Here is a 16,529-nt window from a genome sequence, read left to right on the forward strand (position 1 = left end):
CCTGCGCCAACGCATTACGCATTCTTCGCTTCTCGTTTATCCCATCGTTTCCGCAAATTCTTTGATTGCCGCAGCGGGGTCGTTGGTTTTCATAAAGTTCTCACCGATGAGGAAACCGTTAAATCCTGCCGCTTTCAATGCATTGATGGTGTGAGGATCAGCGATGCCGCTTTCCGATACCTTGATGTAACGATCCGGAATTTTATTGACCAAATCATACGAATGTTGTAAGTCTACCGTGAAGTCTTTCAAATTTCTATTGTTTACACCAATAGCGTCTACACTTTCAATCAAGTTTTGCTGAAGCTCTTCTTCATGGTGTACTTCCAATAGGACATTTAATCCGAGCGTTTTGGCATAGTCGGCGAAATCGTTAACCTCTTTGGGCGTCAAACAAGCCGCTATGAGTAAGATGATATCGGCACCATAGGCTTTAGCTTCGGCGATCTGGTAGGTATCGACGATAAATTCTTTGCGTAGCAGCGGTATGCTGAGGTGCTGACGCGCGATAACAAGATCGTCCAGACTGCCCTGAAAAAAATCGCCATCTGTCAATACAGACACCGCGGACGCACCAGCTTGCTGGTAGCCCCGCACGACCTCTTCTACGCTTGCTTCGCCATTAATTAATCCTTTGGATGGTGATGCACGTTTGAATTCGGCAATTATGCCATTCGTTCCTCGCTCGCGCACCGATTCTTTTAAGGAATAACAGGTTCGCGCGAACATGGGGTACGACTGTAGTGTCTCGATAGTCACCTTTGCCTTCGCATCGGCTACTTCAAGCTTCTTTTTTTCAACTATAGTGTCAAGAATTGTCATGTTTAAATTGTGTAGTAAAATACGAGGTTCTCTAAGCGTGCCCAAGAATGTCATAGCAGACGTGAAAATGGGTCGTTTTCCCTCTTCTGCTGTAACGTTTGCGCAGTGCAACGTAGATAAAAACCATTTTTTTATTTTTTTAACCAGTTAGCAATCAGTTTTTTGCCGTTTGTAGTCAAGATAGATTCCGGGTGAAACTGCATCCCTCGCACGTCATACTCCGTATGGGCCAGTGCCATAATTACACCGTCGTTGTCCAGCGCTGTTACCTTCAGGCATGCCGGTAAAGAATCTCGTTCTACCGCCCAAGAATGGTATCGCCCAATGAGGGAGTCTTTCGGAAAGTCTTGAAACAATTTTTCACTGTCGTCTGTAATGACGATGCCTGTAGCTACGCCGTGCAATGGCTTCGGCATATTATAAAGCACGCCACCATACACTTCAGCAATGGCCTGCTGACCCAGACATATGCCCAAAATGCTTTTCGATGCTCCATACGTGCGTATAACGTCTAGTAACAAACCCGCCTCTTCTGGAATTCCGGGACCCGGCGATAGCAAAATTTTGTCATAGCTGGCTACTTCATCCAGTGTGAATTTATCATTTCTCAAGACGGTGTAGCTCTGCTGGAGTTCTTGGAGCAAATGCACCAAATTGTAAGTGAACGAATCGTAATTATCAATTACCAATATTTTATTGTTGCTCATGGCAGTGTTTTGTACGTTGTAAGTGATGGCTATTGTTGCAAAAATATCTTATTCATGATGTCAATACGCAGCGCATCGCCAGTTTCCTGCATTGATAAGCGGTTCTCGGCTGCTTTGTCTTCTTCTAAAGCTTTACATCCCGCGACATACTGCTTGCGTAGCTCCAATAGCTCTTGGATGCGGTTATCAATGCTGTCGATCGAAAGCTCGAAATGTTGGATGCTTTCGCAATAGGCTAACGGTCTAATCATAACGTTTCAGCGATTTCTAGTGCACGGCGAAGAGCCGCAATTTTGTTGTTTACTTCTTGAAGTTCTTTTTCTGGGTCGGAGTCGAGTACGATGCCGGCGCCAGCCTGGTAATGCAAGGTATTTTCTTTACTCAAGAACGAACGGATCATAATGGCGTGGTTAAAATCTCCGTTGAATCCCATGTAACCCAATGCGCCGGAGTAAAAGGAGCGTTGCAAACCCTCATACCGGTCGATTAGCGTGAGCGCCATATGCTTAGGCGCACCGGAAAGGGTTCCTGCCGGATACGTATCGCCCACCACATCGAAAGGGTTTGCTTCTGGATTGAGCGTTCCAGACACCTTGGAAACCAAGTGGATGATATGTGAATAGTATTGCGCCTCTTTGTAAGATTTTACCTGCACATTGGTGCAGTGTCTGCTCAGATCATTGCGTGCAAGATCAACCAGCATAACGTGCTCGGCCGACTCTTTCGGGTCATTCTTTAACTCTTCGGCGATCTTTTCATCTTTCTCCATATCGCCGGTACGCTTAAAGGTGCCCGCTATCGGATAGATCGTAGCCTCTTTTTTCTTGATCGTCAGCTGCGCTTCCGGCGAGGAACCGAAGAGTTTGAAATCGCCATAATCAAAGTAAAATAGGTAAGGGGATGGGTTTACCGAGCGTAACGCGCGGTAAACATTAAACTCATCGCCGGAAAAGGGGGTTGCAAAGGCTCGTGACGGTACGATCTGAAATACATCGCCCCGTTGAATATGTTGTTTCATTTTTTCGACGAGCTGTTTAAAGTCATCGTCGGCCATATTGGAAGTCTCGTCACCTACGCGGGAAAACTGATATTCGGGGAAGTTTTTGTTTTGAATGAGGTATTCCATGCGATCGAGCTCGGAGGGTTCATCTTCCAAAAGATTTTCGAAAATATAGAGTTGGTTTCTGAAATGATCAATGGCAATGACATAACGGTAAACATGGTATTGCATGTAAGGAATATTGCGGCCTATAGCAGCTTCTCGTGTTAGTGTAATGTCCTCAAAATGGGCAACAGCATCGAAAGTGAAATAACCGAACAATCCTGAAGAGAGCACATTTACTTCCGGAAGTTCCGGCTGGGTAAATTGCTGCCGGAAATGAGATACCTCTTCGCGAAGCTTTATTTGTGACGCTGCTTTATAAATCGGCTCTTTATTCGGATAGGCGATTCGGAGCTGTTCATCGGTCAAAACAATTCCCGCTATAGGATCACAACAAATATAGCTGACGTTATTGTATCGGCTATGGTATTCCGAGCTTTCCAGCAAAAGGCTATTCGGGAAGATGTCCCGCATACGCAAATAGATGCTAACCGGCGTCGTGGTGTCTGCCAGTATCTTTCTATGGTTGGTATTGAGTTTGTATTCCATATGGAGCGATCAAAAATAAATGTTTTATCGTTAAAAATGTTGTAGCGCTGTTTCGCAATCTACCAAAATACAAAAAGCCCGACATTTTAAGCGTCGGGCTGATCTTCACAATAGTTTTGGTTGATTATGAATATTTATACCATACCAAATGCTGTCCCCGCGCTATTTGCTTTGGGCCACCACCAATTCGTATGTAATGTTATCGTCTTCATTGTATAGCGCAAATTTATCATTATTTTTTGTTTATCAAATTTTTTTTAACAAAAAAACAATAAACGTTACTTAATATTAGTCATTCAATAAATCAGGTCGACGTTCCTTCGTACGTAGCAGCTGCTGCTCATCCCGCCAGGCTGCAATTTTTCCTTCATGCCCACTGAGTAAAATCTCGGGGACTTTGTGCCCTCGCCAATCAGCGGGCCGTGTGTAAAGCGGCGCATCCAGAAGACCATCTTGGAAAGAGTCGGACAAAGCGGAAGTCTCATCGGACAGCACACCGGGGATTAACCGGGCTATGGCATCGACAACAATCGCTGCAGGCAGTTCCCCGCCAGACAAAACATAATCGCCCACGGATATCTCCTTGGTTACATAAATATCCCGGATGCGTTGATCTATTCCTTTATAATGCCCACATAGGATCATGATGTGCTGCACGCTGGAAAGTTCGTTGGCCAATTGCTGATTAAGCGTGACGCCATCTGGTGTCATGTAAATGATATCATCATATTGGCGTTCACGTTGTAGCTTCTCAATACAAGCAGCGAATGGCTCGATCTGCATCACCATCCCAGAACCACCACCATAGGGATAGTCATCAACAGACTTGTGTTTGTTGTTTGCGTATTCTCGCAAGTTGTGCACATGGATCTCTACAAGATCTTTCTTTTGTGCCCGTTGCAAGATCGAGTGGGCAAATGGACTTTCCAACAACCCCGGTAATACAGTGATAATATCAAAACGCATAGTGCAAAGATAAGAAGTTAATCATTACCTCGCGTAGGTATTTCACAGGAACGATACCAAGCAAAAGAGGCATCCGACAGCAGGATTGCAAACTTTCATAATCAGTTGTTTAGCTTATGAAAATGTGTTGATTATCTTTTTTATTTTTATAAATTTCAAAAACGCACACCTAATCTCGATAACCGATTGAGGCTTGTTGTTACGTTCATTTTTCGTTGAATTGTAATATTGGTGATACAATATATGACGTTGCATATTCGCTAGATATGTCTTTTGTTTTATAGTTATTGCTTTAATCCGAATTATATTCTGTTTTTAAAACCTATGCTAAAAGATTTGTTATCAAATAACTTTGTAATTTTTACAATCAAGTGAGACTCTTATTGGTGTTTTTATTGAAATAACTATTTTTTGTTTCAAAACTTGCAATAACAACTTTATGCCTCTATATTTGCCCTCCGCTTTCTTAACATGTTTTAACATTTATTTGTTGGGGCATGGTAAATACCTTCTTTTGAGAAGGAGCATCTTGATAAGCAAAATAATTAAACAACAAATTTATATGAAACAAAAATTACTCAGTTTTATTTTTGTGTGGACGAGCTTAATCGGCTTAGCGTTCGCACAAAATCGTCAAGTGAGTGGTCGAGTAACATCCTCAACGGATGGATCAGCTCTTGGAGGGGTTTCGGTTGCCGTTGTAGGCACCTCCAACGCCACGCAAACCGATGGAACCGGTAACTATTCGTTGACCGTATCTTCCAATGCCGTACTTACATTTACGTATGTAGGGTACCAATCACAACGGGTGACCGTTGGAAATCAATCTACGGTTAATGTACAACTTGTTAGCGATCAAGAAATGTTGGAAGAAGTTGTCGTGCAGGTTCCTTACGGTACGGTAAAGAAAACAGCTTTTACAGGATCAGAGTCAACCATTACGGCTAAAACGTTTGAAAAGCAGCAGGTTGCTTCGTTTACGAAAGCATTAGAAGGAACCGTATCGGGTATCCAAGCGAGCAGCGGTGGCGGTGCGCCGGGTACGAGCGCCGATATCCGCATCCGTGGTATTGGTTCTGTTAATGCGAGCTCATCACCATTGTATGTTATCGATGGTGTTCCTTATTCAGGATCTAACGTAGCAATTTCCACAGATGATATCGAAAGCACGACCGTATTGAAAGATGCAGCGGCAACAGCGCTTTACGGTTCACGTGCGGCGAATGGTGTGATCATGATCACCACGAAAAAAGGTCGTTCTAGCGAACCACGGTTGAATTTTACGGCTAGATTAGGCTTTTTAAACCGTGCTATTCCAGAGTACGACCGCGTAAGCATACCTGATTATTACGAAGGAATGTGGCACGCAACGAGAAACAGATTAGCAGGTGGTAACCCCGCTAACATTACTGATGCTATTAACCAAAACGCATCAAATCAGTTGATTACCGGCTTGCGTTACAATGTGACGAATGCAGCGAACAATCAGGTTGTTTTGCCCAATGGTCAATTCAACCCAGAGGCAGAAATTTTATATGCGGATGACTGGCAGGATGTTTTATTCCGCACGCCTTTTAGACAAGATTACAACCTAAACTACTCTGGCGGATCGAATAAATCCACAAGCTATGTTTCATTTGGATACCTTAACGAGCCGGGTTATGTTAAATTTTCTGGCTATGAGCGCTTCAATGCACGTGTAAACGTAGATACGAAAATCAAAGACTGGTTATCATCAGGTATTAATTTAGATGGTGCTTTGGCTTATCAAGATAACGTTTCATCCAGCGGTGGAACGGCAACAACGAATCCATTCTATTACACACGTATGATGGGACCTATTTATCCTGTTTGGCAACGTGATAGAGAAGGTGCATTCACCGTTGATCCGTTGACTGGTGGTCGTGTTTTGGATTGGGGTGTAAACTCGCAGATGGGTGCTAGACCTTACGCTGGTAACTCCAACCTGTTGGGTTCATTAGATTTAGATGAGCGCTCTGGTAAAATCGGTAACGTGAACTTTAATACCTATTTAGAGGCGAAGTTCCTTAAAGACTTCACATTCCGCACAACTTTAGGTGGTAACTATTACAACAGATACACCACAACATTCCAAAACCCTGAATTCGGGGATGCGCAGAATGTTCGTGGACGTTCAACAAAAATTCAAAATAGACAGTTGTCATTTACGTTCAACCAAGTATTGTCATGGGATAAGACCTTTAACGAAGTGCACAATATCAATGCATTGGTGGGGCATGAGAACTACCGTCTAGAGCGTAATTTCCTATCGGCTACACGTTCTGGTTTTCCGTTCCCGGGCAACTCGGAGTTAGCACCTGGTGCTACGTTGGAAGATGCGACATCTTATGCTAATTTCCACCGCATTGAGGGTTACTTTAGCCGTGTAAACTATAGCTACGAAGATAAGTACTTGTTATCGGGTAGTTTCCGTCGCGATGGTACATCACGTTTCTTCCCAGGAAGAGATGGTCAAGATGGCAACCAATGGGGTAATTTCTACTCCCTAGGTGCAGGCTGGCGTATAAGCGAAGAAAGCTTCTTGAAAGATGTAAGTTGGGTGAATGAGTTGAAATTGCGTGCTAGTTATGGTGAGCAAGGTAACGAGGGCGTTGTACAGGCGCGCGGAACCGACGAAACCGATCAGGAAGATCCAACAAACACCAATATTGATAATTTTTACGGCTGGCAGAGTTTATACGGCTATGGCTGGAACAACGTGAACATGCCAGGTGCAATCATCGGATCACTGCCGAACGAAGGCTTGAGCTGGGAGAAAAACAAAGCGGTTAACGTTGGTTTAGATTTTACATTGTTCGATAGAAAAATCGATGGTACTATCGAGTGGTATAACCGTGAATCGACTAACTTGTTGTTCCAAGTTCCACTTCCAATGTCTACAGGTATTACTTCAATCTGGAGAAACGTAGGAACCATGTATAACCGTGGTATTGATGTACAAATCGGTTACAACGCCATTCGGAATACAAATTTTGACTGGAGAATCGATCTGAATTTCAGTCATTACAAAAACAGAATTACCAAGTTGCCGGCAGAAAGCCGCGAAAACGGTATCATCAGTGGTACGAAGAAGTTGATGGAAGGTGAGGATCTGTATCAGTTCTGGTTGAGAGACTACGCGGGTGTAGATGCAAATAACGGAGACGCGCTTTGGTATAGAGATGAGGTGGATGCGCAAGGTAATGTTACAGGTCGTACCACGACAAACAACGTAAACCAAGCTACTTACTACTACCACGGGTCTGCTATTCCTGATCTAGTAGGTGGTATGACGAACTCGTTCCGCTACAAGCAATTCGATCTTTCCGTGTTGTTGACTTACCAATTAGGTGGTAAATTTTATGACGGAAACTACGCATCGTTGATGCATGCTGGAAATTATGGTACACACTGGCATACGGATATCTTAAATGCTTGGAAGCAACCGGGTGATCAAACTGACGTTCCACGTTTACAAAATAATATCCCAGGTGCCGGTGCACCAAATGCAGCGTCGTCACGCTTCTTGTTTGATGCTTCTTACTTGAATGTCAAAAACATCACCTTAGGGTACAATTTCGATAAAACATGGATTTCGAGAGCAGGTTTGTCAGGATTACGTGTATTTGCGAACGTAGACAATGCGGTGATCTTTACCAGCAGAAAAGGGATGGATCCACAACGTGCTTTCACTGGTACGGCGGATTATACATACCCAACTATGCGTAACTTCACTTTTGGTGTAACGATAGGTTTATAATAGAAAATACGATGAATAGAATATATAGACAATTAGCTGTAGCTGCGTTAGCCTTATCGGTCTTAGCTACAAGTTGTAAAAAGGATTATCTGGAAACAAATCCGACGGATGAAGTGAGCGCGGATTTAGTTTTCACGACTACGGATGGAGCAATGGTGGCATTGAACGGTACTATCCGTACCATGTACAGCTCTTTAACTAACCATAGTAATTTCGGACAGAAATCATACGATTTGACATCGGATATGATGGGTGAGGATATGATCTTACATACGCAAGGATATAATTATTTCACGGGCGAATATAATTACGCGGCGTTTAGTAATGCAAATCCAAGCCAAAGACCTGACCGTACTTGGTTTTACTATTACCGCATTATTAACAATGCGAATAGAATTATTGCGCAGGTGCCGAATGCTACGGGATCGCAGGAAGAGAAGGATCTTATTATGGGTCAATCTTTAGCGTTGCGAGCGCACTCCTATTTTTACTTGGTAAATTTCTTCGCGAAGTACGGCGATCAAAATCCAGGCGTGCCACTTTACACAGAACCAACAACGGAAGGAAAGGCGCGTGGTACAGTGAAAGAGGTGTATGATCAAATCTATGCCGATCTTACACAAGCGGAAACATTGTTAGCAGGAAAATCACGTGCGCATCTTTCACACGTGGATCTTGCTACGGCTCAAGGTATCTACGCGCGTGTTGCGTTGCAGCATGGTGACTATGCGAAGGCTGTGGAGATGGCTGATAAAGCGATCCAAAACAGCGGCGCATCCTTATTCACGACGTCGGAATATACAGCTTCTGGTTTTAATACCTTAAGCGCGTCGGAATGGCTTTGGGGTGGTGAAGTTAATGTCGAGCAGGCTACGATATTCGCTTCTTTCTACTCACACATGGATAACAGACCTGCTACTGGCGGTTATGCTGCACTTGGTGGACAAAAGAAAATCACAAAGTTTTTATACGATAAGATTCCTGCTGGAGATGTTAGAAAGACGCTTTTCCAAGCCGAGCAAAACGAAGATATTCCAATCTATTCGCAGCTGAAATTTCAGTTGAGACAATCGGGTAACTGGGCTTCTGACTATTTATTTATGCGCGTAGCGGAGCTTTACCTTGTGAAAGCGGAGTCTGAGGCTCGCTTAGGACAAGCTGCTGCAGCTGTGCAGACGTTGACAAGCCTTGTGAGCACACGCTATCCGGCATATGCTGCGACAGGTTTAGCTGGAGACGCTTTGTTAAACGAGATCTTATTGCAACGCAAAATCGAATTGTGGGGTGAAGGCTTCAGCATTTTGGATATCAAACGCCTTGGAAAAGGGCTGAACCGTCCTACAGGTGATGGTAACCACGGCGGCGCGAATCTTAACGGTGATGGCGGAAGTAATTTCTCACCGGGCTTCACCACGTTGCCTGCAACATCGAACAAATGGTTGTTCGCTATTCCGCAAGATGAGCTGAATGCAAACAAAGCATTGACTGTCGCTGACCAAAACCCGTCAGACTAGTCGGTGAAATAAATATTTCAAGTTTCTCAAAAAGGGGTTGATGCTATTTGGCATCAGCCCCTTTTCTTTGTTGCATCAGCAACTGAACCTCCTTTTAGACGCACTATTGCGCTGCATGATGACTAGCATCTTTAATTTTTCGACGTTTTTAGTTTCCTCTGGGGACAAGTTAAGGTTTTTTGACATTTCGCCGCCCCGCTCAAAAAGATTTGATAGGTACAAAATAGGGAGGCAACTCAAACCAATGAGTGCCGACCTGTAATTTCACTTTTTATTGAAATTCAATATTTTGTGTTTTTTGTTTTATAGACCACTCCATATTTCAACCAATACACTTTAATAATGTCGCTTAATTAGCGGAATATGTTTTTGCAACTTTTTTGTTAAATGTGTTGTAAGTAAGCATTAAATGATCTACATTAGCGTCGATATTGTGATTTAACATTATTTAACAAAAAAGTACTACCACCAACTTAATTTGAATTTTTCCATAAGTAACTGTTGAAATCAATAAAATACGAATACCCTAGTTTTGAATTTTTTACTAACAAATCTACATATGAAACAAAAATTACTCAGTTTTATTTTTGTGTTGACTTGCCTGATAGGGGTAACGTACGCGCAAAATCGGCAAGTGACTGGTAAGGTCACCTCCGCTACAGATGGTTCTCCAATTAGTGGTGTTTCCGTTGCTATACAAGGTACATCCTCGGCTACGCAGACCGATCAAGAAGGTAATTACTCCTTATCGATCTCTGGCCAAGTAACTTTGTCTTTCACCTCTATCGGGTTTGTTTCTCAAAATATTGAGACATTTAATCGAAACATTGTTAATGCTCAATTGGTGCCTGATCAATCAACGCTGGACGAGGTCATTGTAGTAGGATATGGCGAGCAAAATCGTACACTTTCGACGCAGTCTGTATCCACAATTAAGGCCGAATCCTTTAAAAATACGCCTATTCAGACCCCTCAGCAGATCCTGCAAGGGCAGGCAGCAGGTGTGAATATGGTTAATTCGTCCGGTGTATTAGGTGCTGAAGCGCAAATTACAGTCAGAGGTGGTTCGTCTTTGAGTGCAGGAGGAAGACCTTTGTATGTCATCGATGGGGTCCCGTTAAATTCTGCAGGCGCCGAATACACGCAAACGCAAGGTGGTTCTTCGGGACTGAATCCATTACTGAATATTAATTCCAGCGATATAGAGTCTGTTACAGTACTGAAGGATGCTGCCGCTGTTGCAATTTATGGCTCAAGGGGATCTAATGGTGTTATTTTAATTAAAACAAAGTCTGGCGCTTCTGGAAAGACCAAGATTAATGTAGATTATTTCAACGGTTTCTCCCATCCTACCGCAGATATTGATGACATGATGAATGCACAAGAGTGGATCCAATTTCGGTCGGACTACTTACGTGCAAATGGTGCAACAGTTCCTAATTTTCCGACAACAAGCTTTGATTGGCTGGATGCAGCTGTCCGTACAGGGAAAGTCAATAATATTGCGGTGAACGCACAAGGTGGAGATGAAAAAACGAGATTTTATTTAGGAGGTAACTATTCTAAAGAAACAGGTTTTACCATAAGTAACGCTATGGATAGACTTGCCGGGAAAATTAGTTTGGATCACAACGTATCTGATAAATTTAAAGTAGGTGTTAACTACAATCTATCCAGAGTTGACATGGATCGTATCAACTCTGAAAATTCAACATACGCACCATTAACGGCGGCTTATCTGTTTCTTCCCTATGTTACGCCCTATGATGAAAATGGTGAATTTGTGAATACAGGATTTATTGGTAACTTCCTTGCTATTGATGCGACAGGTATTAATAAGAATTATTCCAATAGACAGATTGGGAATGCCTATGCAGAATGGGAAATTTTTGAAGGTCTTAAAGCAAAAACAGATTTTGGAATTGATAACTACGGTATTGATGAAAAGTACCGTGAGGCAGATATTTTAACACCGGGCGGATATGCATATCGTACGCATAATACCGATAATAAATGGTTAAATACATCGACTTTAAACTATAACAAAAGAATTAACGACTTACATAATGTAGGGGCGCTTTTAGGTTATAGCTACGAAACTGCAAAGTTGACACAGCTTTTGTTGGAAGGATCGGGTTTTGCCAGTGATGATTTACCTAATGTTGGATCAGCCTCAACACCAATTACAACGAGCGAAGAAGTTTACGAATGGGCTTTACAATCTATGTTCGCTCGGGCAAATTATGGATATGCAGATAAATATCTCGTTGAAGGTAGTTTTCGTAGGGATGGCTCCTCACGATTTGGACCGAATAGGAAATATGGAAACTTTTTTGCTGTGTCCGGAGGCTGGGTAATTTCCAATGAAAACTTCTTTAATAAGGATAATGCATATATCCAAAGTCTAAAGCTAACTGCGAGCTACGGTACGTCGGGCAACGATGGTATAGGCTTTTATAATTACTATGGTACTTTTGCAGGAGGTAATGATTACATGGGGGGCGCAGGTTTAGTTCCATTTAGAGTAGCTAATCGCAATTTGAGTTGGGAAGAAACGGCACAATTCGATCTCGGGCTATCTGCAAGATTGTTTAATAGAATAGACTTCCAATTCAATTTCTATAATAAAAACACAACCGGTCTTCTGTCAGATGTTCCCTATCCATACACAACTGGATTTCCTTCGGCATCCCAAAATGTGGGCGAAATGAGAAACCGCGGCTTCGAATTTGCGATAAATTCTGAGAATATTAAAAGGGAAAATTTCTCATGGACTACCAGTTTTAACATAGGTTTCAATAAAAATACTGTATTATCGCTCCCTGTTAACCCGGATGAGGATGGGAGAAACTTTTTAGCAGGCAATACTGAACAGCGTGCTATTGAAGGGTATTCCAGAAACAGTTTTTATTTAATCCGATACAAAGGAATAAATCAACAGACCGGTGAAGCCGAATGGTTCGCTAAAGATGGAAGCACTACAACTGCGCCAACTGCGGCAGACAGAGTAATCGTTGGTAAAGCAGATCCTAATTTTCAAGGGGGTATAACGAATACACTTCGATATAAAAATTTAGATTTTTCTGCCTTTTTCAATTTTTCTTACGGCAATGACGTGTATCTAGATGGTATTGAGTTTACCGATAATTTTGCTTCAGGTTCATATAACAAAAGCAGGATGCTATTGGATTACTGGAGGCAACCGGGAGACAACGCTTATGCTCCCGCTCTGAATAGTGACACACGGGCTACCTTTGCGCAAACATCTACAAAAAATCTTTTCGACGGTTCTTACCTACGCCTTAAGACAGTTCAATTTGGTTATACATTCCCTACTGAGTTGCTGTCAAGAACGAATTTTTTCTCGTCTGCAAGAGTGTACTTCTTAGCACAAAATATATGGACGGTAAAAGCTAAAGATTTTAGAGGTGATCCGGAGATTTCGGCGAATGGTGCTAGCAATCTTATTATCGGACAAACGTTTTTTGCGCTGCCGCAGCCTAAGACTTTTACATTTGGTGTTAATTTTGGTTTTTAAAAATAACGAGATGAGATTTAAAAATATATTTTATGTTTCTGTGCTATCGCTCGCGCTAGCTGCATGTGGTAATAAGTTGGAACTATTACCTGAACAAGATTTATCTGACGAAATTGTATTCAATAACGTGGGTACCACGGAAAGTGCTCTTAGAGGAATATATAGTACGGCTCAAGAGTTAGATTTTTACGGTTCCTTACCGCAGTTGATAAATGACTATATGGGGAATACTGTAGATTTTGTAGGTACATTTCCTACGCTACAAGATCTAAATAATTTTTCTGCGGTTTCTATTAATTCGAATGTTCAAACGATTTGGCAAGTGCATTATGAAGTAATATTGCAAGCAAATAGGATGATCGCTAAGGCGCCCGGTGTTCCTGGTATTACACAAGAGCAAATAGATCAATTTACAGGAGAAGCCAAGTTTATGCGTGCATTAGCATATTTCCAGCTTGCTAACCTTTTTTCTCAACCATTTCAAGTGAGCAATGGAAGCAACTTATGTGTTCCATTGGTATTAGAAGAATTTAGTGGAGAAGTGACTTACCCATCTCGTGCAACGTTAAATGATGTGCATGCAGCGATCGAGTCCGATCTAAATGATGCCACTAATCTGCTGCCAGAAGGATATTCGAGCCCAGAGGACAATATAGGGCGAGCAACAAAAGGTGCTGCCTTCGGCTTATTATCTAGACTTCATCTCTACCGTGATCAAAATGATTTAGCTACTTCCGCGGCGCAATCTGCGATAGATCTAGGATATCCATTGACTTCATCTGTAGATGTATTTACGATTGTAAATAGCGCTATCGATAATGGTCGGACAGGATCTGGCGGTTGGGCGGCCTATTATAATCCGGCAGCACTCGGAGGGCGTGGCGATGCTCCTTTTTCAGCTGAACTATTAGCTCTGTTTCAACAAGAACCGACGGATACAAGGTTTGCTGCGAAGATCACAGGAGTTGCTGCAGATGGCTTATCACATTTTTTTACTACTAAGTATCCAGATGCGGTAACCAACTCCGATAATTCCCCGGTACTGAGAACAGCGGAACTTTACCTTAATAAAGCAGAAGCACTTGCCAAAGCTTCATCGGGAATAAGTGACGAGGCAGTAACTATTTTGAATGCTATACGATCCAAATCGTCTTTGGCAGCTAAATCAGTAACTTCGAAAAATGAACTTATAGATCTTATTTTAGTTGAAAGAAATAAAGAGTTAGCGTTTGAAGGTCATAGTCGTATGGATTTATTGCGCAACAGAAGAAATTTGCGATCGAACCAAGCTAATGCTGCTTTCGGAGCACCGAAAACGATCCTTCCAATTCCCCAACGCGAAATTGACAACAATTCTGGATTGAGAGGACAACAGAATGAAGGTTATTAAATTATAAATATTCAATAGCTGAAGGAGCTGTATCAAAATAGTTGGTACGGCTCCTTTTATTTTGACAGCAACACTCAATATTTTCTATGGTATTACAACTCATTTTAAAATTTGTCGATTTCACTAATGGCTAATTATTTTCAGTAGCGTGTTTTAGTGCTTCGAGTGTGCCTTTTTTATGTTTTCTTCATCCCGAATTCCTGGCAATTTAGATGCTTTTTATATGCTGCGTGAAATAGGAATCGAAAGGATTTCATCAAGCAAGCTTTTTCCAACCAAAGGTGGCTTTCGACTTGTCGATTATTATGCGCAAAGGTAAAACAAGAAGGAGGTGTCTATTTTTTTTAGACAGCCTCTTTCAAGTAAATACACTTTTGTTTTTATATATCATTAATAAAATTCCTTTAAGGGATCTGGATTGGTGGCTTGCCTCCCCCTGAGGACGTAGTATATGGAATTTGTTTTACAAAAGAATCTGAAGAGCCTGAGCATGCCCCGCTACGCCTAACACTAATTAGTAAGGTTCCGTTTTCCGGTAAAGAACTTGTTTTAGGAGGTAAACTAATAGTAAATGATTTATTACTTGTTCCTCCAATAACATTAGTTCCTGCTGGAGCGTTGGTCACTGTCCAATAATATGTAATATTCGGATCTAAATCTCCTGAACTGAAGGTATATGTACTGTTATAAGTAACAGAATTTGGTCCAAAGATTGTAGTGGGTGCTAAAATACCTATTTCGATAGGTTTAGATGTTACTGTATTTTGTTGATTAGTAGACTTTAATGTAACAAGCCCATTGGCCGTCCCTATCCGAGTAACCTTCCATTGGTTATTCCCTAATGCAGTTAAAGTAGCTATTCCGTTTGCATTTTCTAATGTAATTGTACCAGGATTTGTAAGCGTGTAAATGCCTTCTGCGCAAATTTGATCAGGACCGGAAAAGGTAGTGGGAGGTGGTATATTTGCATCTACTGTCTCCCATGATCCTCCACTGTTCATCCCGGTCCAACCATTCGACGAAGCCGGGTAGTTTTTTCTATAATATCTGAATCGTAGATAAACTGTTCCTGCTTTATTATTAGGCTGTAGGCGAAATGTGTAATTTTTTGGGATGCTAACCTGTGATCGAAACTCTAGATTGTTTACTTTGATAGAGTCAGATATAGCACTTTCTACGCCGGCTGGATTTCTAAGCATAAATATAGCTTGCACGTTGCACTCCAATGAGTCTGGTATGTTTTTAATAAAAGTTAAGCTTCCACTTACAGCAGTAACTTGATCTAGATTAGTATATTTGATTTTGCCTCCTTCTAACGCAGAATTAGGAAAGACAACCCCAAATACTGAAATGTGGTTGGATTGAGCATTCGCTACTTGCAACGAAAGAAACGTAATGACAACCATCAAATTAACAATTACTTTGGATCTCATAAGTCGATGGTATTTAATGTTGATATCATCTTGTCAACGGGGAATTCTCCGGTGTGATCGATAATATAGAGATATTGTAACGCTGAATTATATCCAATTTCATTAACTGGTCGGCTAAAAAATTTTGCAAATTTTGCCTTCAAAATGCTTACATCATATGTCGAATCATTTACTACAACATATTTTTCTTTGTCAAATACTGGATCTGTAGAAATTTCTGGAGCTTTTTTGCAAGCGACGAAAGCCATGCCTATGGCAAGCGTCAATAACAGGTTCTTCTTCATAACATCGTTTAATTAAATTAGTACTTAAAGATAACAAACGGCTTTTTTATTTGCAAATATTTTTGAATTCAAAATTTATTTCCAAATGGGTCACTACATCTTAACTTTTGTTTCATCCTGTTGAAAATTCAGCCAGTCAAACGTTATATTGCATATTACAAACAACTAATTTCTCCGATTATTTTTTGATGCATCTATAAATTCCTTTTTTTTGACAAAATGAGGGTTGAAATACCTTATTTACCGCTTTTTCAAACTATTTTGAGTGATAAATGAAAATTATTTTTCAAAAAAATAGGTCATTTTTTGCTTTTTATTTTGATGTTGTTGTTTTTGCATTTATATTAGCAAAAGTAAGTGTTAACATATGTTAACATTTCCTGATTACTAACTAGAAATTGACGTGTGCTTCTATAGGTAGAAGTATTTATTAACTAAACAAC

General features: G+C 41.3%; 11 protein-coding genes. 4 read left to right on the forward strand and 7 right to left on the reverse strand.

All coding sequences use genetic code 11. From position 1 onward, the window contains the following. Positions 1–36: 36 nt before the first annotated feature. The 5 genes from trpC to trmD all read right to left on the reverse strand — a co-directional run bounded on the left by trpC (position 37) and on the right by trmD (position 4,146). Positions 37–822, reverse strand: a complete 786-nt coding sequence (gene trpC / locus B0I21_RS09530; RefSeq protein ID WP_133640240.1) for an indole-3-glycerol phosphate synthase TrpC — start codon at positions 820–822, stop codon at positions 37–39. Positions 823–953: 131 nt separating this feature from the next. Next, positions 954–1,529, reverse strand: a complete 576-nt coding sequence (locus B0I21_RS09535) for an anthranilate synthase component II (RefSeq protein WP_133640241.1) — start codon at positions 1,527–1,529, stop codon at positions 954–956. 29 nt (positions 1,530–1,558) lie between these two features. Then, entirely contained in the window at positions 1,559–1,780 is a 222-nt protein-coding gene (locus tag B0I21_RS09540) for a hypothetical protein (protein ID WP_133640242.1), read from the reverse strand. Next, the gene (locus B0I21_RS09545; protein WP_133640243.1) at positions 1,777–3,180 is read right to left on the reverse strand and encodes an anthranilate synthase component I family protein; all 1,404 of its coding nucleotides are present in this window, start codon (positions 3,178–3,180) and stop codon (positions 1,777–1,779) included. The genes B0I21_RS09540 and B0I21_RS09545 overlap by 4 nt, the downstream gene beginning before the upstream one ends. A gap of 288 nt (positions 3,181–3,468) precedes the next feature. Then, positions 3,469–4,146, reverse strand: a complete 678-nt coding sequence (gene trmD, locus B0I21_RS09550; RefSeq protein ID WP_133640244.1) for a tRNA (guanosine(37)-N1)-methyltransferase TrmD — start codon at positions 4,144–4,146, stop codon at positions 3,469–3,471. A 562-nt stretch (positions 4,147–4,708) separates the two neighbouring features. Between trmD and B0I21_RS09555 the strand changes: the two genes are divergently transcribed. The 4 genes from B0I21_RS09555 (at position 4,709) to B0I21_RS09570 (ending at position 14,369) form a co-directional block, all read left to right on the forward strand. Then, entirely contained in the window at positions 4,709–7,927 is a 3,219-nt protein-coding gene (locus tag B0I21_RS09555; RefSeq protein WP_166637827.1) for a SusC/RagA family TonB-linked outer membrane protein, read from the forward strand. An 11-nt stretch (positions 7,928–7,938) separates the two neighbouring features. After that, positions 7,939–9,441, forward strand: a complete 1,503-nt coding sequence (locus B0I21_RS09560; protein WP_133640246.1) for a RagB/SusD family nutrient uptake outer membrane protein — start codon at positions 7,939–7,941, stop codon at positions 9,439–9,441. Positions 9,442–10,000: 559 nt separating this feature from the next. Then, entirely contained in the window at positions 10,001–12,979 is a 2,979-nt protein-coding gene (locus B0I21_RS09565; protein WP_133640247.1) for a SusC/RagA family TonB-linked outer membrane protein, read from the forward strand. Between the two features lie 10 nt (positions 12,980–12,989). Beyond that, positions 12,990–14,369: a RagB/SusD family nutrient uptake outer membrane protein gene (locus tag B0I21_RS09570; RefSeq protein WP_166637828.1), complete on the forward strand. Its 1,380-nt coding sequence runs from the start codon at positions 12,990–12,992 to the stop codon at positions 14,367–14,369. 404 nt (positions 14,370–14,773) lie between these two features. Here the strand turns inward: B0I21_RS09570 and B0I21_RS09575 are convergent, their stop codons facing one another. Together B0I21_RS09575 and B0I21_RS09580 are read right to left on the reverse strand one after the other, a co-directional pair. Beyond that, positions 14,774–15,802 (reverse strand): hypothetical protein, encoded by a 1,029-nt coding sequence (locus tag B0I21_RS09575; RefSeq protein WP_133640249.1) that lies wholly within the window; start codon positions 15,800–15,802, stop codon positions 14,774–14,776. Next, positions 15,799–16,086: a hypothetical protein gene (locus tag B0I21_RS09580; RefSeq protein WP_133640250.1), complete on the reverse strand. Its 288-nt coding sequence runs from the start codon at positions 16,084–16,086 to the stop codon at positions 15,799–15,801. Before B0I21_RS09580 ends, B0I21_RS09575 begins: the two co-directional genes overlap by 4 nt. Between the last annotated feature and the right edge of the window lie 443 nt (positions 16,087–16,529).

Source organism: Sphingobacterium paludis (assembly GCF_004364125.1).
Taxonomy (GTDB): domain Bacteria; phylum Bacteroidota; class Bacteroidia; order Sphingobacteriales; family Sphingobacteriaceae; genus Sphingobacterium; species Sphingobacterium paludis.